This is a genomic window from Stenotrophomonas sp. Ste86, assembly GCF_024519465.1.
Classification (GTDB): Bacteria; Pseudomonadota; Gammaproteobacteria; order Xanthomonadales; family Xanthomonadaceae; genus Stenotrophomonas.
The window spans coordinates 34,152-57,057 of sequence record NZ_JALJRW010000003.1 but is presented as its reverse complement, the minus strand read 5'-3'; the positions used below and the strand labels follow the sequence as shown (position 1 = coordinate 57,057).

Below are 22,906 nucleotides of genomic sequence, written 5' to 3'. Positions count from 1 at the left end.
CTTTTAATCTTTTGGTCGATGGTTCGAATCCATCACGGCCCACCAATTGCATCAACAACTTAGGCGCCCGATGGGCGCCTTTTTTGTGTCTCCGGGATAATTGCCGGGCACTCAAGTGGCTCCACCCTCCCGTTTGCTCGGCCTGGCGCCACGCTGGCGGCGGAGGATCGCGAAGTCACGCACCAATCCAGCGCACATTGCCACTGCTACCAGACTATTCCTACATCCTGGGACGGAAGCAGAGCGGTAGTATCGAGGCCATCTAAGGAAGCCGGCGTGACTTGGGCTAGCCGTAGAGAGATGCTGTGATCGAAGACGGCGAAGCCATCAGGAGAGATGCGTGCTCAGGATCGTGTGGTTTGGGGTGGCCGCTGTGATTGGATGTGGGCTCGCCACAGGGGACGCCGGGGCTGCCGCGATTCGCTGTGACACCTGCAGAGTCGACCGGGACTTCCGTGCTGAAGCGGTGAAGATGGGGGCGGGTACGCACCTGGTCTACAACCTGCGTGCGAATATGATTCAACAGTACTACGTGGGCCACGACAGCACCGATGCTGGTGGTGGTGAAGTTACGCGTGCCGTACGTTCTGCAGGACCGGTGGTGCAACGGGAAACACCGCCAGCACCTGCAGTTGAACAGATACGCCGGGGTAATGGGGGGAGTGTGGAAGTCGGCGGAACATTGCGACCCACGTACTTTGTCCCGGTTGACATGCTTGGACTCAATCCGGACGCGCGCTCCAGGACGGCGTACGACTACGTGCGAGACCAGAACCTGCGAGGGATGGTTGAGTCGGCGGTGGGCAATGTGAATGTCATCTCCCAGGTTGTCGGGGGCCATGGGCTGACGGCGGCAACCGATCTGCCGCGGCTGGCCGCCAACGACACCGGCTTTCGCGACCTCGCCAGGCCTATGTTCAAGGTCATCTTCAAGGATGGCTCATTTGTCATGATCGCCGTCAATCCGGAGCATCAGAATGGCGAATCCGAGCAGGGTAGCGAGCGAACTGCCGCCGGGCAGTTCATCCCCTCTGACCTTCAGGGAGTCGAAGGGACGTGGACGGATCATGGTGGCGAGAATCTAGCGCGCATGGCGACGCATATGGCGTCGCTCGGTGCCACGATGACGTCCTCGGGGCCGTCTGGCGGCTCCGTGAAAGCCATCACATGTAGCGGAACCGCTGCGGCGAAGACGTGCGCGGTCGAATACAGGATTCGATAGCGCCACGTGCGTTGGGTACTGGGGTCCATCAAGCAGAAGGCCGCCCAATGGGCGGCCTTCTTTGCGTCGAAACACCGCTTAACGAATCGGCCCAAGCTCGACGCCCGCACGCGCGTGGCCCGTCAGCGGCCGGCGACGCGTGGCCGCAGATCGTCCACCAGCCGCTTCCTGCTGCTGCGCGCGTACTCTGCCGGCGAGAAGGGCATCGCCGCGCGGGCATAGTCATCGATGAGCTGCAGCAGCGCCGTGGGGGACACGTCCGACGGTGCGGGATCGCTGCCGTCACCGGTGAGGGCAATGAGCTTCTCCTGCAGAACCTCCTTTCGCACGATGCCGGCACCGGTGGACGGGTCCGACACACACAGGCCGAACGTACCGCTGGCGAAGTGGGGCAGGAGCGCCTGGATTCTTGCTTCCACCTCGTTCGGGTCCTCGAACCATGTCTGCAGGGCATCGCGCAACTCGTTGGTCAACGTCGATATCACCGCGTTGCGTTCGTCGCCGGGCGTCGCTCGCAGGGCAATCTGCACCCATCGCGTGTACTCGGGACGGAAGTAGGCGCCCTCCAGCACTTCGCGGGTCGGGATGACGCCGAACGCAGCCGAGCGGATCGTGCCTTGCTTACAGACGTACGTCGGGTGGGGCAATGCACCTGCCATCACCAACGCATCGACTTGCTCGACGGAGGTGCCGGCCAGTGCCGCCAACCCGGCCTTGTCCACGAAGTGATCGTGCAGATACGCCTTTAGTGTCATCGTTGTTCCATCGTGGGCTGAGCGTGCAGGACGCCGGAGCGCTCATTGCGTCCGGCAGACACCAGCATGGTACGACGCTTCCCTAACAGGGTGATCGCGCCAAGCCCGGGTACGGAGGCCGCCTGTGTTGATCGTTCTGGCGTCTACGTGCGCGTTCCTGTCGGAGCCGCCGGGGCCTTGGTCCAGCGGCACCGACTATGGCTACAATCGAGCCATCCCGGTAGCTCCCGGGCGCTGACCAAGTGCCACACAGTGAAGATTCTGCTGACAGGAAGTTCTGGCCGGGTCGGACGCGCGATCTTCGGCGCGCTCGCGGCACGGCACGAGGTGGTTGGCTTCGACCGCAACCCGTTCAATACCACCCGGCACGTGGCCGACATCACCGACGCGCGGGCCCTGCGCAGCGCGCTGGTCGGGGTGGATGCGGTCATTCATTCGGCGGCGCTGCATGCGCCGCATGTCGGGCTGGTCCCGGACAGCGAGTTTCACCGCGTCAATGTGGAAGGCACGCGCACCTTGGCCATGCTGGCGCGCGAGGCCGGGGCAAGTCGATTCGTCTTCACCAGCACCACGGCGCTGTACGGGCATGCGATCGTGCCGGGCCGCTGCACCTGGATCGATGAACGCACCCCACCGCTGCCGCGCACGGTCTATCACCGCTCCAAATTGGCGGCCGAACACTGGCTTGAAGATGCCGCCAGTCCGGGCTTTCAGGTGCGGGTGATCCGGATGTCGCGCTGCTTCCCGGAAATCCCCGAGCGCCTGCTGCTGTACCGGCTGCACCGTGGCATCGATGTGCGCGACGTGGCCGATGCGCATGCGGCCGCGCTGCACAACACCGGTCCGATGTTCCAGCGCTATATCGCCAGCGGGTGGACGCCGTTCGGCCCGGAGGACTGCGAGCGCCTGGTCAGCGACCCCCGCGCGGTGCTGGCGCGGCGCTGCCCGCAGTGGCTGGCCGAATACGACCGTCGTGGCTGGACGCTGCCGGTGGTGGATCGCATCCATGATGCCAGTGCGGCCAGCATCGGCTTGGGCTGGCGAAGCCAGCGTGGCCCGGAAGCGATCCTGGCACAGTTGGAGGCGCGCTCTATCGAGGTGTTGCCGCAGCCGGTGCGCGAGAAGGTCTGTGTGATGGAGTAAGGCGGTGATCATTCGCTCGACGCGGCGCGCTACACAACTGCGATGTCGGCCTTGCCGTGCGGTTGCATCCATGCGCGAAGGCACGAGCGAAGGCATGAGCGAAGGTCATGCATTGAGAACCGGTTGATTCAAGCGCGCGATGCTGCCGCTACGGACGGGCCGTTACCCGAGGGCACGCGCGATATGGTCGAGATAATGGTGCGCGATACGCGCAGGCATCATGATCAGTTGCATGCCGCGTTGGGCGACATACGCAGGCGCGACGTATAGGAGGTCGGCGAGGAGGTCGTCGCATGATAAATGTTTCATTGCCGGGATGACGCACCGGCCACTGCGAGGCTGCGCCTGTCGCGCAGCCCCACCCTGATTGCAGCTGCATCCGTTACTTCTGCTGCGGATTCTTGCTGGTGTCTTTGTTGCCCTGTTCCTGCTTCTGCTGCTTGGCCAGCGTGTCCTTGCGCTCCTGCTCCTTCTGCTGGTCAGTCTGGGCGGCGGCATTCTTCTGCACGTTGTTTTCGTTGTTCTGCATGTTGGACATTGCATTGCTCCATTACGACGTGATGTCGTGCGATCCACACTGGACCTGGTGGTGTTACGGAGCGGTCGCACGTGCATGAGGGTGGGGTTAGCGCCGTGCGTGACACGGCCTGCCATTCATTGTTGCGGCACGGCAACGTCGGGCTGAATGCGGTCGCGCATAATGCGGTTCCGGCCATGGGCCATGCGATGAACGAAGGCGACAGGTGTCAGGATTCCTGAGAGGTAGCGCGCGGCGGACCCCAATGCGCCTTGCGCTGTTCTGCATGCTGATGGTGCTGGCATCGGTGTCGCACGCTAGCGAGCGTGGCATCGCTGCAGGCGCGTCCACCGCCATGCCGCTGGTGATCGGAGAGACCTTCACCCTCGACTCGAAGGTGCTGGGCGAAACCCGTCGGATGACGGTCTACCGGCCAAGCGCCTGGAACGTGCCCGCAGGCCAGCCGCTGCCGGTGCTGTACATGCCCGATGGCGGGATCGGCGAAGACTTCCTGCACGTGGCCGGCCTGATCCAGGTGCTGGTCGGCAATGCGGGCATGCGCCCGTTCCTGCTGATCGGCATCGAGAACACCGAGCGTCGCCGCGACATGACCGGGCCTACCGACGTGCCGGAGGATCGGAAGATCGCACCGCGCGTGGGCGGGTCGAGCGCGTTCCGGCGCTTCCTGCGTACCGAGCTGATGCCGCAGGTACACCAGCGCTATGCAACCACGGATGAGACCGCGATCATCGGCGAATCGCTGGCCGGGCTGTTCGTGGTGGAAACCCTGCTGCGCGAGCCGGATCTGTTCGACAGCTACATCGCGCTGGATCCGAGCCTGTGGTGGAACCGTGGACAGTTGGCCGATGACGCTGTGGCGTTGCTCACCGCGCACGCGACGCAAGGCAAGCAGCTGTTCGTGGCCAGCAGCAGCCAGCCCGACATTGCCAGGGCCAGTGCAAGGTTCAGCGCGCAGGTGAGCGGCAAGGTGCCCGGTGTACGCGTGCATTACCTGCCGATGCCCGCCGAAACGCACCAGACCCTCTACCATCCTGCCGCGTTGCAGGCACTGCGCGTGCTGTTTCCACCTGCACCGTCCAGGCCCTGAACGAGGCGATCGTGCACACCACGCTGGCCTTGCGGGGCGCACAATAGGACGTCTTTTTGCTCACTGATGTTGGAGGTGCCATGAACCGTTTCGTCCTGCTTGGGGTGGGGGCGCTTGCGCTCGCGGCCTGTTCCAAACCTGCGCCGTCCGATACCGCCACGCCCGCACCCGCGCCAGACACCGCCGCAACAACGCCCGCGCCGACCACCACGCCCCCCGCGACGGCGGCCGAGCCGACCCTGCAGCCGCCGTCGTTCGATTGCGCCAAGGCGCAGTCCGAGTCGGAGAAGCTGGTCTGTGGTGATGCCCGTCTGGCCGCGCTGGACCGCCAACTGGCGGCCCTTTACAAGGGCGTGCAGACCAGCCCGGACGAACTGGATATCGCGGCCGAACAGCGCGGCTGGGTGAAAGGGCGCGATGCCTGCTGGCAGGCCGTGGACCGCCACCGCTGCCTGGTCGAGTCCTACCAGACCCGGATCGTTGAACTGAACATCGGCAGTGGCGGCGTGCCCGCACCGACGCCGGTGAAGTACCAGTGCGACGACGCCAGCAAGCCGGTGAGCGTGGTGTTCTACAACGAACTGGATCCGCAGGCGGCGGTGGTCAGCTGGGGCAGGGACCAGGCGATCGTCTTCCCGGCCCAGGCCGCCAGCGGCAGCCGTTACACCCGCGAGGGCGTGGAGTTCTGGGAACATCAGGGTGAGGCCACGCTGGATTTCTACGGCACCACGATGAGCTGCAAGGCCGCCGGGTGACGCGTGTGGCCGGCGGTCTCCTGGCGACCGTCGGCCGTCGTCAGCGCACGCGGCGGTAGCGCACTTCGTTCTGCCGGTCGCCAACTTCGGTGGTGACAAAGCCATCGCGGCTCTGGCTGACGTCGAACACGCTGCCGCCGACATTGAGCTGACCGCCGTTGACCCAGCCGGACAGATTCTGTCCGCGCGCCTGCGCGGACATGCGCCCGTCATTGTCGATGCGCATGCGGATGTCGGCGCCGTAGATCGGGTTGTAGCCCTCGAACTCGCCGGTCATCCAGCTGGGCACGTACGAGGTATGCCGTGCGCCCTGGTAGTTATCGTCGCTGTAGCGGTCGTCCTGCTTGTTCGCGTTGTGCACCAACGCACCCAGGATCGCCGCGCCGACCAGGACGCCGGCGGCAACCTTGGCATCGTGGTTGTCGTGGTCGTCGTCATCGTGGCGCGCGCCACCGTCGTGGACGCGGAACGAGCCTCTGCACCCATCGTCCACCCAGACCTCGCGGCGGTCGTAGTCCCAGCTGCGGCCCTGTCGGCAATCGGCGCCGGACAGCTTGCGGTCCAGGGTGACATAGCCGGCGCGAGGTAGTGGGCAGGACTGGTAGCGGTTGTCGCGGCTTTCGCAGGTGACGAAGTCATCGGCGCGCGCGTCCGACAGCACGGCGGCCAACAGCAGGGGGGCGGTCAGCAGGAGGCGGGTCTGCATGGTGCGGTTCCGGCAGGAGAGGGCACATGCAAACGATGCCATCCATGGATGAAAACCGGATGAAAGCGTAGGCTTTCCCCGCGGCACAACGCTGCGGTGGCCACAGGGGGCCGGGATGGTGGGTCACGGACGACGCGGCGTCATGGCCTGGCTTTTAGTGCTGGCTTGCATGGCCAGCGCGGCTGCGCACGCGGGCAACACGCCCTGCTCCGGTGGCAAGGGCGGGATCTCGCACTGCGCGGCAGGCCAGTTTGTCTGCAACGATGGCTCGATCAGTGCCTCGAAGAAGGTGTGCAGCGCCGCAGGCAATGCCAGCGGCGCGCGGTTCGCACCCTCGGCCCCGGCGGCCGCGGCGGGCAGCTGTCCGTGCAGCGCAGGCCTGCTGTGCACGGGCCCGCGTGGCGGCCGTTACTGCCTGACGCCGTCAGGCAACAAGAGCTATAAGCCTCGCGACTGATCGGGTGCGCGCCTCAGGCGGCCTGCCCGGTTTCCATGTCGCCGAAGCAGGCGCGGATGGCGTCCAGCAGTTCGCTCATGGAATAGGGCTTGGGCAGGAAATGGATGCCGGGCCGCAGCCGCGCGGTGACCGTGGCCGGGTCCAGCCCGGAGGTGACCAGCACCGGCAGGCTGGGCTGGAACGCCTTGATCCGCTCGGCCGCGTCGATCCCGCTCAGGCCGCCCAGGCAGACATCGGTGAACACCAGGTCGAATCGCTCGCCGGCCAGCAGCAGGCCCAGCGCGGCTTCGGCCGAACTCACGGCGGCAACGTCGCAGGCCTGGCTTTCCAGCGCCATGCGGCTGAGCTCGCGGGTGTCTTCGGTGTCTTCGATCAACAGCACGCGTGGTGCGACGTGGCGCTTGGACAACAACATGACGCGGTGTTCCTTGGGGCTGGGGCGGAAAGGGCGCGCAATTATGCGGGGGGCCGCGGTGAGGAGATCGTGCACGCGGCGGCTGGCTAACGCGCAGCCTGCGCGGGAGGGCGCAGCCAACAGGCCAGGGTGAGCACGGCCATTGCCACGGCGGCCAGGCGCAGCGCGGTGACCTTCCAGTCAAGTGCCATCGCCTCATCGAGGATGAACAGGTTCCAGGCCAGGTTGAGCGAAATGTGCAGGGCCAGGCCGCTCCACAACGTGAGCCGGTCCAGATGGTTCAACCAGGCAAACGCCAGGCCGCCGACGATGATCAATGCCAGGATCTGCAGGGCGGTGGCGCCCCCGTCCAGGCCGCCAGCACCCAGCCAGTGCACGGCGCCGAACATCAGCGCCTGTGGCAGGGCCGCCAGCCAGGCCGGCCAGTGCAGTACCCGCACCAGGAAGATGAAGCCCAGGCCGCGGTAGAGGATTTCTTCGGCGAGTGGGAACACGAACGCGAGCATGAGCAGTGTCAGCGGCGCCGGTGCGGTGTCCAGCCGGCCGAGCGCGGCCAGGCCGATCCAGCACGGCAGCGTGGCCAGCAGCACCAGCACCGGACCGCGTGCGCCGTGCCAGCGCAGGCCCAGGCTGTCGGCCAGCGGCAGGTCACGCGGCTTCAGCAGCGCGGCCAGCAGCACGGCCGTCAGCACCGCCAGCAGGTTGTCGAGCAGGCTGCCGCCGAACGGCATCGGCAGGCGCGGTATGGGCAGGCCGGCGGCGGCACTTAGATCGCGCAGGTTCAGGCCGATGGCCACGCCCAACAGGGCCAGCAGCGAAGCCCACCCTCGGGGCGAAGTGGATGAAGGCATGGCGGCGACGATCCTTGTGGTCAGGGGGAAAGTCTGCCCCGGCGTCGGGCCAGGGGCGCGCGCCGGAAGTCCCGGTGCCGATGGTCATGGCCTTGGCGTGTTGCGTTTCAGTCATCCACATGCAGGTACAGTCGGGGCTGGAACAGGATGAGGATGCACAACGATGCAATGCCCCGTATGCAAGACCCAGGCGCTGGTGATGTCCGAGCGCCAGGGCATCGAAATCGATTACTGCCCGCAGTGCCGTGGGGTGTGGCTGGACCGTGGCGAGCTGGACAAGATCATCGAGCGCTCCACCGATGCGGCCGCGCCCGTGCGTGCCGCCGTTGCGCCGCCGCAGGCACCGTCGCCGGCGGTGCAGCATCGCGATACCCGCCATCTGGGTCAGCAGCAGTACGGTGACCAGCAGGGCTACCGCAAGAAGAAAAAAGAGAGTTTCCTGTCGGACCTGTTCGACTTCTGAGCCGGCGCGCCGGGCCTGTCGATCAGGGCCGGCGCAGGATGAACTCCAGGTCGCGGCTGTCGCCGACCACGAAGTCGTACGTGCCGACCTGCACACAGCCGTAGCGCGCATAGAAGCGCTGCGCCCCGAAATTCTCCGACCACACGCCCACCCACAGGGTGCGGCGTCGCGGTTCATCGAGCCACTGCAGGAACGCGTCCATCAGCCGCGCGCCATGGCCGCCACCCTGATGGCTGGCCAGCACGTACAGGCGCTTGAGCTCGACATCATCGGGGACTGCATCGGCATGCGGCAGGGTGTTGGCACCCGCCGCCAGATAGCCCACGGCCTGGCCGGCGTCTTCCAGCAGCCACACCGCGCTGCGTGGATCCGCCAGCTCCTGTCGCTGCGGGCCCGCGCTGTAGTGGTCGTGCAGGAACGCCTGCAGATCCTGCGGCGGATACGAATCGCCAAAGGTTTCGGTATAGGTGGCGACAGCGATCGCCGAGACGGCCTCGGCATCGGCGGGGGTGGCGCGGCGGATCTGCAGGGACATGGGCGCAGGCGCAGTGGATGGCCCGGCAGCGTACGCCATCGCGGCCAACGGGAGCGAAAACCACCGGCGGAATGGCGGAACCTGCTTTCCCGCGCATCACATCATTACCCGGGACAGCCAACGAGCAAGGCGCCCGGGTGTCGGACAGGCGACGACCGCGCCGCGCGCGGCAGCCTGTGACGCCCCGGATGGGCCCGTCGGATCCGGCATGCACGACCCCTGTTATCCCGGGCGCCCGCCGCGCCCGGGATCTTTTTTTGGCTTAGAACCAGACACGCACGCCGGCCACCCAGCGGGTGTCGCGGGCGCGTTCGCCGGCGGCCTGGTGATAATCGGCGGTATCGCCGAACAGGCGTTCATGGCTGATGCCGATGTACGGGGCGAAGCGACGGTTGAACTCGTAGCGCAGGCGCAGCCCGGCCTCGACCTTGTTCAGGCCGCTGCCGTTGCCATAGCGCGGTTCGTCCTTGGCGGTGAACGTGGCCTCCACCAGCGGCTGCAGGATCAGCCGGTTGGTCAGCAGCAGCTCGTATTCCACTTCCACGGTAGCGGCGACCTGACCGCCCTGGCCGACATAGGCCGTGGCCGAGGTCTCGAACTTGTACGGCGCCAGCCCCTGGATGCCGACCGCGGCCCAGGTGCGCGAATCGCCGCGACCGAGTTCCTGCCGGGCACCGACCAGCACGTCCCACCACGGCGACACGCTGCGGCCATACAGGACGTCCAGGTTGGCCGAGTCGGTGCGTCCACCGCTGCGCTCGCCTTCGCTGCGCAGCCATACCCGGTGGATGTTGCCACCGACCCAGCCGCTGGCTTCCCAGGCCTGGCCGTTGCCGTGCTTGCCGTCCCAGTGCTCCAGCCGGTTGACCAGCAGCATGCTGTGGATCTCGGGCGGGTGTTCCATCGCACCGTGTTCGATCGCAGGGAAGGCGGCGATGCGGTCGGCATCGGTCACCGTCGGTATCGGTTCCCGCGGGATGTCGGGGGCCAGTGGCTTGGCCGGGCCGTGGCCCATCGCGGCGTGGTCCATCGTCGAATGATCGGCGTCACCGTGGCGGGTCGGCGCAGGATCCATCTGGCCGTGATCCATGCTGCCGTGATCCATCTTCGAGTGGTCCATCCGGCCGTCGTCCATGGCGCCGTGATCCATTTTCGAATGGTCCATCTGGCCGTGGCCCATGCTGGCGTGATCCACCGTGTCTTCATCGACCGTCGGCACATCGGTGCCGGGCGGCGGCGTCATGGCATGGCCTGCGTGCGACTGCGCCCACGCCGGGGCGGAGAGCGCCAGCAGCAGCGCGCTGGTCAGGATCGACCTCGTGACAATCGGAGAACGGCTCATTCTTCGATCCTCACTTCGCGCATCATGCCCGCTTCCATGTGGTACAGCAGGTGGCAGTGGTAGGCCCAGCGGCCCAGCGCATCGGCGCGCACGCGATAGGTGCGGCGGGTGCCGGGCGGCATGTCGACGGTGTGCTTGCGCAGCTGGAACGCGCCGTCGGCGTTTTCCAGGTCGCTCCATACTCCGTGCAGATGGATCGGGTGCTGCATCATGGTGTCGTTGACCAGCACGATGCGCATGCGCTCGCCGTAGTTCAGGCGCAGCGGTTCGGCGCTGGCGAACGGGATGCCGTCAAAGGACCAGCTGAACTTTTCCATGTGGCCGGTCAGGTGCAGCTCGACCTCGCGGCCGGGTTCGCGGCCATCGGGATCGTCGAACAGGCTGTGCATCGCGGCGTAGGTGAGCACGGTGCGGCCGTTGTCGCGCAGGCCGATGCCGGGATCGTCGAGCTTGGGAGCGGTGGCCATGCTCTGCATGTCGATCAGCGGGTTGCCCTTCTCACTGGGCGGGTGCCGGGGCGTCTTGTCGGTGCCGCCGTGCGCGGCGTGGCCCATGTTGGCGCCGCAGCCGCCTTCCATGCCCTTCATGTCGTGCCCCGACATGCCGTTCGAGGCATGGCCCCTGTCGTGGCCCATGTCGCTCATCGTCAGCAGTGGCCGTGGGTCGCGCGCCGGGATCGGCCCCTGCAGACCGTGGCGGACGGCCAGCGTGCCGGCCGCATAGCCGGTGCGGCCCATGTCCTGGCAGAAAATCGTGAACGCGTCCTGGCCGGTAGGTTCGACGATCACGTCGAAGGTCTCGGCCGGTGCGATGCGGAATTCATCGATGCTGACCGGGTGGATGTACTGGCCGTCGGCGGCGACTACGGTCATCTTCAGCCCCGGGATGCGCACATCGAAGTAGGTCATCGAGCCGCCGTTGATGAAGCGCAGCAACACCTTCTCGCCGCTGCGGAACAGCCCGGTCCAGTTGCCGGCCGGGGCGGTGCCGTTGAGCAGGTAGGTGTAGGTATACGCGTTGATGTCGGAGATGTCAGTGGGGGTCATCCGCATCCGGCCCCACATGCCGCGATCGGCGGTGGCCGCCGCCCAGCCGTCCTTGCGCACATCGCGCAGGAAGTCGGGCAGGGTGCGCTTGTAGTAGTTGTCGAACTCGGCCAGCTTCTTCATGCGCCGGAACAGGGCACCGGGGTCCATGTCGGTCCAGTCCGACAGCAGGATCACGTGCTCGCGGTCGACGTGGTACGGCGCTGGCTGCAACGGGTCGATGATGAGCGCGCCGTACAGGCCGGCCTGTTCCTGGAACATCGAGTGGCTGTGGTACCAGTAAGTGCCCGACTGCTTGAGGGTGAAGCGGTACTGGTAGGCCTCGCCGGGGGCGATGCCGTTGAAGCTCAGGCCGGGCACGCCGTCCATGTTGGCCGGCAGCAGGATGCCGTGCCAGTGGATCGAGGTGGGGTGGCCCTGCAGCGCGTTGGCCACGCGCACGTTGACGGTGTCGCCCTCGCGCCAGCGCAGGATCGGCGCGGGCAGGCTGCCGTTGACGGTAATGGCCGGGCGGGTGCGGCCGGTGAAATTGGCCAGCGATTCACCGATGCGCAACTGCACATCAGGACCGCTGAGGACCTGCGGGGCGCCGGCCACGGCCGGGCCGGCGGCAGCGAAGGCGCGCGCGGGCAGGCCGCTGGCGACCAGGCCGGCGACCACGCCACCGGCGGCGGCGCCCTGCACGAACAGGCGGCGCGACGGCATGGGCAGGCTGCCCGGGCCGGGTGTGTTGGGGAAAGACATTGCAACTCCGAATCGGATCCGAATGGCACACGGGTGCCGTCACACCGCGCACGCAACGGCGTGCACGGCATCGCATCGCACAGGCGCTCGCGATGAGCGCCGGATCAGGCGATCGGGGGGCGGGTGATGCGGTCCAGCGGCGGCGTCGGCAGCGACGGGCGCGTGGGGCTGGTCGGTACCAGCGACAACGGCGGCGGGCTGGGAATCCAGCTGATCGCCGCGGTCAGGCTGGGGTGCTGCGCGCAGTTGCGCAGGCAGTCCTTGATCTTGCAGTGATCGCCGTCGTGCGGCGCCTGCGCGGCGGCGCCATCGGCGACGCTGGCGGTGTGATCGTGGTGGCGCGTCGGGGCCGGGGCGTCACCGTGGCAGGGCGGCGCGGGTGCGGCGGCCACCGGGGCCGCCATCGCCAACGCCATCGGTGCGGCCATGGCCACGTTCAGCCCGTTGAGCAACAGGCTGAGCATCAGGACCACGCGCAGGAGGAGGGAGCCGGCGGACATGCGGCTTACCCTAGCGCCAAACCGGCGCGCCTGCACCTGCGGCTGAACGCGATATTCAAGTCTGGAGACGGCTCCGTCGGGGCGCGTGCCTGCATCAGCCTTCTTCGCGGACGATATCCACCAGCCGCTCGCCGTAGCGGGCCAGCTTGGTGCCGCCGATGCCACCCACCCGGCCCAGGGCATCGATGCTGGTCGGGCGCTGTTCGGCGATGTTGCGCAGGGTGCTGTCGTGGAAGATGACGAAGGCCGGCACGTTCTGTTCCTTGGCCAGTTCGGCGCGCAGGCTGCGCAGCGCGTTGAACAGGGCCAGGTCCTCGGGCAGCACGGACAGGCCGGTCCGCTGGCCGCTGCGGTCGCGTTCGCGGGTCTTGGGGCTCTCCCGTCGCATCATGACCTTGCGCTGGCCCTTGAGCACCTCGCGGCTGCCGTCGGTGAGGCGCAGGCCGCCGTAGGCTTCGCTGTCCACTTCGAGCAGGCTTGCGGCGACCAGTTGCCGGAACACGCTGCGCCATGTGCGGGCGTCGAGGTCCTTGCCGATGCCGTAGGTGCTCAGTTCGGTATGCCCGAACTGGCGGATCTTGTCGTTCTCGCCGCCACGCAGGATGTCGATCAGGTGGCCAACGCCGAAGCGTTGGCCGCTGCGGTAGACGCAGCTGAGTGCCTTCTGCGCGGCAACGCTGGCATCCCAGGCGTCGGGCGGGACCAGGCAGTTGTCGCAGTTGCCGCAGGGCTGCGGGTAGGTTTCCCCGAAGCCGGCGAGCAGTACCTGGCGGCGGCACTGCATGGATTCGCAGTAACCGAGCAGGTGGTCGAGCTTGGAGCGTTCCAGGCTTTTGCGTTCTTCACCGGCCTCGGACTGCTCGATCATCTGCTTGAGCAGCACGACATCGCCCAGGCCATAGCAGAGCCAGGCTTCGGCAGGCTCGCCGTCGCGGCCGGCACGGCCGGTTTCCTGGTAGTAGCCTTCCATGGACTTGGGCAGGTCGGTGTGGGCGACGAAGCGGACGTCGGGTTTGTCGATGCCCATGCCGAAGGCGATGGTGGCGCACATGACGATGCCGTCCTCGCGCAGGAAGCGGCGCTGGTTGGCGGCGCGTACTTCGGCGGGCAGGCCGGCGTGGTAGGGGAGGGCGTTGAGACCTTCCTTGCACAGGAATTCGGCGGTTTCCTCGACCTTGCGCCGCGACATGCAGTAGACGATGCCGGCTTCCTGGCGGTGGACCTTGAGGAAGTCGAGCAGCTGGCGCTTGGCGTTGTCTTTCTGGACGACGGTGTAGCGGATGTTGGGGCGGTCGAAGGAGCTGACGAAGTGCTGGGCGCCGGTGAGGTCGAGCCGCTCGGCGATTTCGCGCTGGGTGGGCGGGTCGGCGGTGGCGGTGAGGGCGATGCGCGGGACGTCGGGCCAGCGTTCGTGCAGGACGGTGAGCTGGCGGTACTCGGGGCGGAAGTCGTGGCCCCACTGGGAGACGCAGTGGGCTTCGTCGATGGCGAACAGGGCGATGGTGCTGCGCGAGAGCAGCGACAGGAAGCGTCCGGTGAGCAGGCGTTCGGGGGCGACGTAGAGCATGTCCAGTTCGCCGGCCAGCAGGTCGCGTTCGACCCGGGCAGCGGTTTCGCCATCGAGGGTGGAATTGAGGTATTCGGCGCGCACGCCGAGCTGGCGTAGGGCTTCGACCTGGTCCTGCATGAGCGCGATCAGCGGCGAGATGACGATGCCGGTGCCGTCGCGGAGCAGGGAGGGCACCTGGTAGCACAGCGACTTGCCGCCGCCGGTGGGCATCAGTACGAGCGCGTCATTGCCGGCAGCGACATGTTCGACGATCGCCTGCTGCGGACCGCGGAATTCGTCGTAACCAAAGATGCGGCTGAGCAGGTCGTGCGCGGGGCGGGAAGACATCGGACTAGTTTACCCCGCCGGGCGGTCTGGCCGGGTCCGCCAACAGTGGATCGGTGGGTAGGGCTTTGCCCGTAGGCTTCCCGAGCCGAAGCCGAAGCCGAAGCCGAAGCCGAAGCCGAAGCCGAAGCCGAGTCCGAAGCCGAGTCCAAAGCCGAGTCACATGGCTCCCTTGCTGGTGGTTGGCGCGGGGTGGGTGGGTTGGCGGGACACGCCTTGAACCCATCCATGGGGGCTCGGTGTTGCCATCCATGGCAACACACGGTCCCGCCAACCCACCCACCCCACGCCCCGACAGTTGGCTGGTGCGGATGGGAGGGTGGGGCGAAGGCGAATGTGGGTCGGAGTTGGAGTTGGAGTTGGACCAGAGCAAAGGGCCAAGAGCGAAGGGCAAAGGGAAAAGGGCAAAGGGAAAAGGGCAAAGGGAAAAGGGCAAAGGGAAAAGGGCAAAGGGCAAAGGGCAAAGGCAGGAGGTAGGGCCAGGTCCAGAGCCGACGGCCAAGATCAGAGGGCAAAGTGCGGCGCCAATGCCGAGGCCGGGTCCAGAATTTTGTATTCAATCCAGGAAAAGAGGACCCATAACGCAGAACAGGCGCCACCGGGCGCCTGTTCTGCATGCTTTTCTCTCTTCCCAACCGCTGGGTGCACATCTCTCCGGGCGAGGGTCCGCCCCCCTTGCCGGGACCGTCGGGCGCCATGGATGGCGCCCGCGAGCCCCCAGGGATGGGTTTACGGCGTGTCCCGGCAAGGGGGGCGGACCCTCGCCGCGCGCAGGGAAAAACGCGCCAACAAACCCTTACTGCAACAAAGACCGCAACATCCACGCATACTTCTCGTGCGTCTGCAGGCGCTGGGTCATCAGATCTTCGGTCGGGGCGTCGTCGGCGTCGTCGGCCACGTCCAGCACCTTGCGGGCGGTACGGCACACGGCCTCGTTGGCGGTGACCAACTGGCGTACCATCTCACGCCAGTCCGCACTGTCGGTCAGGCCCGGCTCCTCGGCGATCGAGGTCAGGGCGGCGAATTCGCGGTAGGAGCCCGGGGCGTTGAAGCCCAGTGCACGGATGCGTTCAGCGACGTCATCCAGGGCCGCCCACTGTTCGGTGTACTGGGTCTCGAACATGGTGTGCAGCGAGTTGAACATCGACCCGGTCACGTTCCAATGGAAATTGTGGGTCTTCAGGTAAAGCGTGAATGCGTCCGCCTGGAAGGCCGACAGTCCATCGGCGATCTTCTTGCGATCGCCCTCCTTGATCCCGATATCGATGTTCGGGGCCGACGGGGCCGCCGCGCCGAGCTGCTGCTTGGCCGTCTTGGTCTTTGCCGGGGTCTTGGTCGTCTTCGCCATGGGAGAACTCCTTATGGATGGGATGAATCGGATGGCCTTCACAATAGATCAGACTACCCTTTCAGTAGTAAACAAAAGTTCTAAACGAATCGATTGATGAGCGCTATCGAAAAACCACATGCAGCACGCCTGGCCCAGCAGCAGTCCGCGATCAACGGGGCCATGAGCCGCGACCGCGGTCGTTTGCTGGGGATGCTCTCGCGTTGGCGGGCCAAACCGGGCGATGCGGGTCTGGCGGCGGCGTTCGAGCAGGCCTTGCAGGCGTCGGTGCAGCGCCGTGAAGCGCGTGCGCGGAATCTGCCGGCCATCACTCTGGACGAGCAACTGCCGATTGCGCGTGAAGCCGAGGCGATCACCGCGCTGATCCGCGCGCACCAGGTCGTGGTGATCGCCGGCGAAACCGGCTCGGGCAAGACCACCCAGCTGCCCAAACTGTGCCTGGCCGCCGGTCGCGGCGTGGCCGGCATGATCGGCTGCACCCAGCCGCGACGGATCGCCGCACGCGCCGTGGCGACGCGTGTGGCGCAGGAACTGAAATCCGAACTGGGCACCACCGTGGGGTACCAGGTGCGCTTCACCGACCGCGTCGGCGATGACACCCGCATCAAGTTCATGACCGACGGCATCCTGCTGGCCGAGATCAGCAGTGACCGCTGGCTCTCGCAGTACGACACGATCATCGTCGACGAAGCGCACGAGCGCAGCCTCAACATCGACTTCCTGCTCGGCTACCTCAAGCAACTGCTGCACAAGCGCCCGGACCTGAAGCTGATCGTCACCTCGGCGACCATCGACACCTCGCGTTTCGCCGAACACTTCAACGATGCCCCGGTGATCAGCGTCGAAGGCCGGACCTTCCCGGTGGACGTGCGCTATCGCCCGCTGGAAGGCGAAGGCGGCGGCGACGCGGACGGCGGTCGTGATGGCGAACGCACCGTCAATGAGGCCATCGTGGCGGCGGTGGATGAAATCACCCGGATCGATCCGCGGGGCGACATCCTGCTGTTCTTCCCCGGCGAGCGCGAGATCCGCGACGCCCACCAGGCGCTGGAACGGCGCAAGTACCGCGAGACCGAAGTGCTGCCGCTGTATGCGCGGCTGTCGGTCAAGGACCAGGACGAGGTGTTCAACCCGGGCGGCAAGCGTCGCATCGTGCTGGCCACGAACGTGGCAGAAACCTCGCTGACCGTGCCGCGCATCCGCTACGTGGTCGATCCGGGCCTGGCCCGCATCAAACGCTACAGCCCGCGGCAGAAGCTGGACCGGCTGCATATCGAAGCGGTATCCCAGGCCAGCGCCAACCAGCGCAAGGGCCGCTGCGGACGTGTTTCCGAAGGCATCTGCTACCGCCTGTATTCGGAGGCGGATTTCCAGTCGCGGGCGGAGTTCACCGATCCGGAAATCCGCCGCTCCAGCCTGTCCGGGGTGATCCTGCGCATGCTGCAGCTCGGCCTGGGCCAGATCGAGGATTTCCCGTTCCTGGAAGCGCCCGACGAGCGTGCCATTGCCGATGGCTGGCAGCAGCTGGGCGAGCTGGGTGCGGTGGATGCCGAGCGCCGCCTGACCCCGGTGGGTCGCCAGATGGCGCGGCTGCCGGTGGACGTCAAGCTGGCGCGCATGCTGGTGGCCGCGCAGGCCCAGGGCTGCCTGCGGCCGATGCTGGTGATCGCCTCGTTCCTGGGCATCCAGGACCCACGCGAGCGCCCGCCGGAGGCCCGGGGCGCGGCCGATGCGGCGCACGCGTTGTTTGCCGACGGGCGCTCGGAGTTCGTTGGGGTGCTGCGGCTGTGGGATGGCTATCGCCAGGCCCACGAGGACCTCACCCAATCCAAGCTGCGCGGCTGGTGCGAACGGCATTTCCTCGGCTTCCTGCGCATGCGCGAATGGCGCGAGCTGCATCGCCAGCTGCGCGTGCTGTGCGAGGAGCTGGGCTGGACCGAAGAACCCGCCGCGACCGCGCTGGAACCGCTGCTGGCCGGCTCGACCGCGCCGGCCCCGGCGCGCGATGACGAGGCCAAGGTCAAGGCGACCCGGGGGCAGCAGCATCGCGCCGCGCGCCTGGCCCGCGAAGGCAAAAGCGAGCCGCCGGCCGCGCCGGCGCCCGCCACGGCGGCGGCGGTCGAACCCCGAGAGGCGCGCGGTGGCTTCAGCGACAAAGTGCGCGCCGCCGCCTACCAGACCCTGCATCGCGCGCTGATTGCCGGCCTGCCCACGCAGATCGGCCACCGCAGCGACAAAGGCGATTTCCTCGCCCCGCGCCAGCGCCGCTTCCTGCCGTTCCCTGGATCGGTACTGGCCAAGCGGCCGCCGCCGTGGCTGCTGACCGCCACGCTGCTGGACACCCAGAAAATCTGGGGCCTGACCAATGCCGCGATCGAGCCGGACTGGGTGATCGCCGAGTTGCCGCACCTGCTGCTGCGCAAGCACTTCGACCCGCACTGGTCGCGTGCCCAGGGCCAGGTACTGGCCTCGGAGCAGATCAGTCTGTTCGGGCTGGTGCTGGCACCGAAGAAACCGGTGCACTACGGCCGCATCGCGCCCGGCGAAGCGCACGACATCTTCGTGCGGCAGGGCCTGGTCACCGGCGAGATCAACACCCGTGCCAGCGTCATCGCCGACAACCTCAAGGTGCTCGCACAGGCCCATGAGGAGGAAGCCAAGCTGCGCCGCGCCGGCATCGTCGCCGACGAAGGCTGGCAGGCGCGCTGGTACCTGGACCGGGTGCCGTCGGAGATCCACTCGGCCACCGCGCTGGATACCTGGTGGAAGGGCTTGGCCCCGGAAAAACGCCGCGCACTTGCCTGGTCGCTGGCCGACCTGCTGCCGGGCGAAGGCAGCGATGCCGAACGCTATCCCAAGTACCTGCCGCTGGGCGACGCGCGCCTGGCGCTGCACTACCGCTTCGAGCCGGGCAGCGAGGACGACGGCGTCAGCCTGGACGTGCCGCTGCACCTGCTCAATGCGCTGGATGCGGCGCGGCTGTCGTGGCTGGCGCCCGGCTTTGTTGCCGACAAGGCCTCGGCACTGATCCGCAGCCTGCCCAAGGCGATGCGTCGCAACTACGTGCCGGCACCGGACTTCGGCCGGGCGTTTGCAGAGGCGTTCCCGGACCCGAGCGCCGATGACATCCGCGGCGAACTGGCGCGCTTCCTCTCGCGCGCCACCGGTGCACAGGTGGCCGCGACCGATTTCGATGACGCCGCGCTGGACGCCCACCTGCGCATGAACCTGCGCCTGTTCGATGCCAACGGCACGCTGCTGGCCAGTTCGCGCGACCTCGATGCCTTGCGTGCACGTTTCGGCGGGCAGGCCGGCGAGGCCTTCGCCGCCCGTGCCGGACGCGCGCTGGCCGTGGCAGGGCTGCGCGATTTTCCGACCACGCCGATCCCGCTGCAGGTGCCTGGCGAAGCCGGTGTGCCGGCCTATCCGGCGCTGGTGGACGAAGGCGAGACGGCTGCGCTGCGGATCTTCGCCGACCCTGCCGAAGCGGCCGAACGGCATCCACTGGGCGTGCGCCGCCTGCTTGAAATCGCGTTGGCCGACAAGGCCAAGCAAGCGCGCAAGCAGTTGCCGGTGCCGCCCAAGACGGGCCTGCTGTACGCGGCGATCGAATCGCAGGAACGCCTGCGCGGCGATCTGGTCGATGCGGCGATGAACGCGATGCTGGCCGACGGCCTGGGCGATATCCGCGATCCGGCGACGTTCGCCCATCGCCGCGACGTGGCCGGCAAAGGCCTGTTCGGCGAGGCGATGGCGCGGCTGAAACTGGCCGAGAACATCCTGGCCCACGTGGCCGAACTCAAGCCATCGCTGCAATCGACCCTGATGGGCTGGGCACGCGGCAACCTGGACGACCTGGAGCAGCAGTTGGCGGCGCTGGTACATCCCGGTTTCCTGCGCGATACCCCGGCCGATGCCCTGGCGCAGTACCCGCGCTACCTGCGCGCGATGATCCTGCGCAGCGAGCGTGCCAAGCGCGATCCGCCGCGCGACCAGGCGCGCATGCTGGAATTGCGACCGTTCCTGGATGCGCTGGCCGAGGGCGAGGCACGCGGGTTGCGCCAGCGCCCGCAATGGCAGGCACTGCGCTGGGACCTGGAAGAATTGCGGGTCTCGTTGTTCGCGCAGGAACTCGGCGCGAAAACCGGTGTGTCGGCCAAGAAGCTGGCCCAGCGCGTGACCGCGTTGCGCCAGGCCTGAACCGGCCATGCCCCGTGCCGTAGGGGCACGGGGCAACGGGTCGGTCCACCGGCTTACTTGATCCGGCGCACCTTGGCGCGGATGTTCACCCCGTCCACGCGCATGTACCAGACCCCGGCCACGCCCGGGGTGATCGCGACCGCGGCGTCGGTCTTGCGCCCGCCCGACAGGGTCGTGTCGTCGGTCTGCTCCCATTCCTGCGCGTTGGCGAACACGTACTTGCGGCCCTTGCCGAAGCCGCGGAACTCGCCGGGCAGGGTGGTGGCGATTGGTTCCTTGCTGCCGAAGTCGAAGAAGCCGCGGTTCTTGACGATCACTTCCTGGCGGCCTTCTTCGCGCGCCTGTTCGCGGACCTGTTCGCGCACCTCGGCGGTGGCCGCGGCCACCTTGCCCTGCAGCCAGCCATTGAGGGCGGCCAGTTCGGTCGGGCTGAGCTTGTCGAGCCCGGCGGCCTTGAATTCGGCCGGCGACATCTGCTGCTGCAGGTCGCCCTCGACCACGCGCTGTGCCAGCGCGGGGCCGGTCATGCTCAACAGGACGGCCGCACTGGCCAACAAGCGTAGACGGGAAAAGCGCATGGCAGGTCTCCGGTGGTTTGCCGCAGTGTAGGGCCAGCGGCACCGTTCGGGGACGGGCGGCATGAGCTCATGCGCGCGGATACGCGCGTTTTGATTGTCCGCAGGCGGTCGCGGCGCTAGTGTAGATGCCTCTGTCTTGCCTGCATGATGCTGTGAACCGCGCTTCTGTCCCCGGCCTGGATGCCTTGTTGAACCGACCCTCGGCGGCGTTGCTGCCGCCTGCGCTGCGCGAGGCGCTGCTGCAGCGCTGGCAGCTGCCCGAGGCCGACCCACAGATGCACGCCAGCTGGTCGGTGCTGGCCGATACGCTGGACGCGCTGGCGCTGTTGTCGGCCGATGAGAGCGCCTTGCTGGCCGCGCTGCTGTTCGACCTGCCGTGGCTGCGTGCCGGCCTGGACGCCCTCCCGCTGGGGCCGTTGAAACCGGCCGTGGTCGGCCTGCTGGAAGGCCAGGATGCGGCCGACCAGGTCTGGGCACTACACGCCGGGCGCGATGCCGGGCGCAACAGCGAAGGCCTGCGCCGGCTGCTGCTGTCGATCATCCAGGACCTGCGGGTGGTGCCGGTGCTGCTGGCCCGGCAGTTGGCGCGCATGCGAGGTGCCGACCGCCAGCCTGAAGAAGAGCGCCGCGCGCTGGCCCAGCTGACCCGCGACATCCACGCCCCGCTGGCCAATCGGCTGGGCATCTGGCAGTTGAAATGGGAACTGGAAGACCTGGCCTTCCGTCACCTGGAACCGGAGACCTACCGGCGCATCGCGCGCGAAGTGGACGAGACCCGGCTGGCGCGCGAGCGCTACGTGGAAACGGTCAAGAAGGTGCTCTCGCGCGAGTTGCTGGCGCAGGGCATCAGCGCCGAGGTCAGTGGCCGCCCGAAGCACATCTACAGCATCTGGCGGAAGATGCAGAAAAAGAAGCTGGCCTTCGAACAGCTCTACGACATCCGTGCGGTGCGGGTCATGGTGCAGGACGTGGCCGCCTGCTACGCCGCACTGGGCGTGGTGCATTCGCTGTGGGCGCCGGTGCCCAGCGAGTTCGACGATTACATCGCCCGCCCCAAGGCGAATGACTACCGGTCGCTGCACACTGCGGTGATCGGCCCGGAAGGCCGCACCATCGAAGTGCAGATCCGCAGCCACGACATGCACGCCCAGGCCGAACTCGGCGTGGCCGCGCATTGGCGCTACAAGGAAGGCAGCAAGGGCGCTGAAAAGGCCTTTGACCGGAAGATCACCTGGATGCGCCAGCTGCTGGAGCATTCCCAGGACGGCCAGGCCGGTGAGCTGGCCGGCGCGCTGGATGCGGAGCTGACCGAGGACCGGGTCTACGCACTGAGTCCCAAGGACGAGGTGATGGACCTGCCGCAGGGCGCCACCCCGCTGGATTTCGCCTACCACGTACACACCATGGTCGGGCACCGCTGCCGTGGCGCCAAGGTCAACGGCCGCATCGTGCCGCTGACCTACCGGCTGCGCAGCGGCGACCGCGTGGAGATCCTGACCGGCAAGGAGGCCGATCCGCGTCGCGACTGGCTGCTGGTTTCCAACGGATACCTGGCCAGCAACCGTTCGCGTGAAAAGGTGCGTGGCTGGTTCCACAAGCTCGACCGCGCACGCAACGTGCAGGCCGGGCGCGACCTGCTCGACCGCGAGCTCAAGCGCCTCGGCCTGCAACATGCCGATCTGGCCATCGCGGCCAAGAAATTCCACGCCGACAGTGTCGATGACCTGTATATCCAGGTCGCGCTGGGCGACACCGGACCCAACCAGGTCAGCCGCGCGCTGCTCGAGGCCGAGCGTGCGGCCAGCCAGCCGGCCGCACCGGCGCTGCCCCGGCCGACCGCGCGCCGCGACAGCCTGGGTAAATCCAAGTTCACCGTGCAGGGGGTGGGCAACCTGCTGGTGCAGCTGGCGCGCTGCTGCCAGCCGGTGGCCGGCGAACCGATCGTCGGCTACCTCACCCGCGCCCGTGGGGTCACCGTGCACCGCACCGACTGTGCCGCACTGGCGCGGCTGTCGGCCACCAGCCCGCAGCGGATCCTGCCGGTGGAGTGGGGCCAGGCCGGCAGTGGCTATGAAGTGGATGTGGTGGTCGATGCGGTCGATCGGCGCTGGCTGCTCAAGGACATCACCAACCTGATCGCGCAGGAAGATGCCTACGTCCTGGATATCCACAGCGACAACGTACGCAACAGTGGCCGCGCGCACCTGCGGCTGCGGCTCAAGGTCAGCGACTACGGCCAGCTCTCCACCTTGCTGGGCAAGCTGGATGCTCTGCCCGGGGTGAGCGAAGCGCGACGTCTAGGCTGACCTCACGTGGCCCACGCTAGG

Annotated in this window: 20 protein-coding genes; 7 read left to right on the top strand and 13 right to left on the bottom strand. The window is 67.3% G+C overall.

From position 1 onward, the window contains the following. The first annotated feature begins 340 nt into the window (after positions 1-340). Complete coding sequence (locus NR101_RS04055; RefSeq protein ID WP_256776895.1) at positions 341-1,222, top strand: hypothetical protein; 882 nt, start codon at positions 341-343, stop codon at positions 1,220-1,222. Positions 1,223-1,344: 122 nt separating this feature from the next. Here NR101_RS04055 and NR101_RS04050 read toward each other — a convergent pair whose 3' ends face one another. Then, complete coding sequence (locus NR101_RS04050) at positions 1,345-1,944, bottom strand: DUF6058 family natural product biosynthesis protein (protein WP_256777709.1); 600 nt, start codon at positions 1,942-1,944, stop codon at positions 1,345-1,347. A gap of 285 nt (positions 1,945-2,229) precedes the next feature. Between NR101_RS04050 and NR101_RS04045 the strand changes: the two genes are divergently transcribed. Next, entirely contained in the window at positions 2,230-3,120 is an 891-nt protein-coding gene (locus NR101_RS04045; protein WP_256776893.1) for an NAD(P)-dependent oxidoreductase, read from the top strand. Between the two features lie 382 nt (positions 3,121-3,502). On the opposite strand, the gene NR101_RS04040 is transcribed toward NR101_RS04045, so the two are convergent. Then, a complete protein-coding gene (locus NR101_RS04040) occupies positions 3,503-3,658 on the bottom strand; it encodes a hypothetical protein (protein WP_256776892.1) in 156 nt (51 codons plus the stop codon). Between the two features lie 244 nt (positions 3,659-3,902). Between NR101_RS04040 and NR101_RS04035 the strand changes: the two genes are divergently transcribed. Beyond that, a complete protein-coding gene (locus NR101_RS04035; protein WP_256776891.1) occupies positions 3,903-4,745 on the top strand; it encodes an alpha/beta hydrolase-fold protein in 843 nt (280 codons plus the stop codon). Positions 4,746-4,825: 80 nt separating this feature from the next. Next, positions 4,826-5,500 carry an MliC family protein gene (locus NR101_RS04030; RefSeq protein ID WP_256776890.1) on the top strand — a complete coding sequence of 225 codons (675 nt, stop codon included), beginning with the start codon at positions 4,826-4,828 and terminating at the stop codon, positions 5,498-5,500. A gap of 40 nt (positions 5,501-5,540) precedes the next feature. Here NR101_RS04030 and NR101_RS04025 read toward each other — a convergent pair whose 3' ends face one another. From NR101_RS04025 to NR101_RS04010, 4 genes are all read right to left on the bottom strand, one after another. After that, the gene (locus tag NR101_RS04025) at positions 5,541-6,206 is read right to left on the bottom strand and encodes a DUF3011 domain-containing protein (RefSeq protein WP_256776889.1); all 666 of its coding nucleotides are present in this window, start codon (positions 6,204-6,206) and stop codon (positions 5,541-5,543) included. Between the two features lie 123 nt (positions 6,207-6,329). Then, a complete protein-coding gene (locus NR101_RS04020; protein ID WP_256776888.1) occupies positions 6,330-6,596 on the bottom strand; it encodes a hypothetical protein in 267 nt (88 codons plus the stop codon). An 80-nt stretch (positions 6,597-6,676) separates the two neighbouring features. Then, a complete protein-coding gene (locus NR101_RS04015) occupies positions 6,677-7,078 on the bottom strand; it encodes a response regulator (protein WP_256776887.1) in 402 nt (133 codons plus the stop codon). A gap of 86 nt (positions 7,079-7,164) precedes the next feature. Beyond that, positions 7,165-7,929, bottom strand: coding sequence for a CPBP family intramembrane glutamic endopeptidase (locus NR101_RS04010; RefSeq protein ID WP_256776886.1), 765 nt, complete (start codon positions 7,927-7,929; stop codon positions 7,165-7,167). Positions 7,930-8,092: 163 nt separating this feature from the next. On the opposite strand from NR101_RS04010, the gene NR101_RS04005 reads away from it, so the two are divergent. Beyond that, on the top strand, positions 8,093-8,392 hold the full coding sequence (locus tag NR101_RS04005) for a zf-TFIIB domain-containing protein (RefSeq protein ID WP_256776885.1): 300 nt from the start codon (positions 8,093-8,095) through the stop codon (positions 8,390-8,392). Between the two features lie 22 nt (positions 8,393-8,414). Here the strand turns inward: NR101_RS04005 and NR101_RS04000 are convergent, their stop codons facing one another. From NR101_RS04000 to NR101_RS03975, 6 genes are all read right to left on the bottom strand, one after another. Continuing rightward, positions 8,415-8,927, bottom strand: coding sequence for a GNAT family N-acetyltransferase (locus tag NR101_RS04000; RefSeq protein WP_256776884.1), 513 nt, complete (start codon positions 8,925-8,927; stop codon positions 8,415-8,417). 262 nt (positions 8,928-9,189) lie between these two features. Beyond that, entirely contained in the window at positions 9,190-10,269 is a 1,080-nt protein-coding gene (locus NR101_RS03995) for a copper resistance protein B (RefSeq protein ID WP_256776883.1), read from the bottom strand. Next, a complete protein-coding gene (locus tag NR101_RS03990) occupies positions 10,266-12,059 on the bottom strand; it encodes a copper resistance system multicopper oxidase (protein WP_256776882.1) in 1,794 nt (597 codons plus the stop codon). The genes NR101_RS03995 and NR101_RS03990 overlap by 4 nt, the downstream gene beginning before the upstream one ends. Before the next feature lie 104 nt (positions 12,060-12,163). After that, positions 12,164-12,559: a CopL family metal-binding regulatory protein gene (locus NR101_RS03985; RefSeq protein ID WP_256776881.1), complete on the bottom strand. Its 396-nt coding sequence runs from the start codon at positions 12,557-12,559 to the stop codon at positions 12,164-12,166. A 94-nt stretch (positions 12,560-12,653) separates the two neighbouring features. Then, positions 12,654-14,456, bottom strand: coding sequence for a DNA helicase RecQ (recQ, locus tag NR101_RS03980; RefSeq protein WP_256776880.1), 1,803 nt, complete (start codon positions 14,454-14,456; stop codon positions 12,654-12,656). Positions 14,457-15,249: 793 nt separating this feature from the next. Continuing rightward, positions 15,250-15,801 (bottom strand): Dps family protein, encoded by a 552-nt coding sequence (locus NR101_RS03975; RefSeq protein ID WP_256776879.1) that lies wholly within the window; start codon positions 15,799-15,801, stop codon positions 15,250-15,252. A gap of 96 nt (positions 15,802-15,897) precedes the next feature. Here NR101_RS03975 and hrpA point away from each other — a divergent pair, with 96 nt between their 5' ends. Next, complete coding sequence (gene hrpA / locus NR101_RS03970) at positions 15,898-20,001, top strand: ATP-dependent RNA helicase HrpA (protein ID WP_256776878.1); 4,104 nt, start codon at positions 15,898-15,900, stop codon at positions 19,999-20,001. Between the two features lie 53 nt (positions 20,002-20,054). Here the strand turns inward: hrpA and NR101_RS03965 are convergent, their stop codons facing one another. Further along, the gene (locus NR101_RS03965) at positions 20,055-20,579 is read right to left on the bottom strand and encodes a hypothetical protein (protein ID WP_256776877.1); all 525 of its coding nucleotides are present in this window, start codon (positions 20,577-20,579) and stop codon (positions 20,055-20,057) included. A gap of 125 nt (positions 20,580-20,704) precedes the next feature. On the opposite strand from NR101_RS03965, the gene NR101_RS03960 reads away from it, so the two are divergent. Further along, entirely contained in the window at positions 20,705-22,885 is a 2,181-nt protein-coding gene (locus NR101_RS03960) for a bifunctional (p)ppGpp synthetase/guanosine-3',5'-bis(diphosphate) 3'-pyrophosphohydrolase (RefSeq protein ID WP_256776876.1), read from the top strand. Positions 22,886-22,906: the final 21 nt, after the last annotated feature.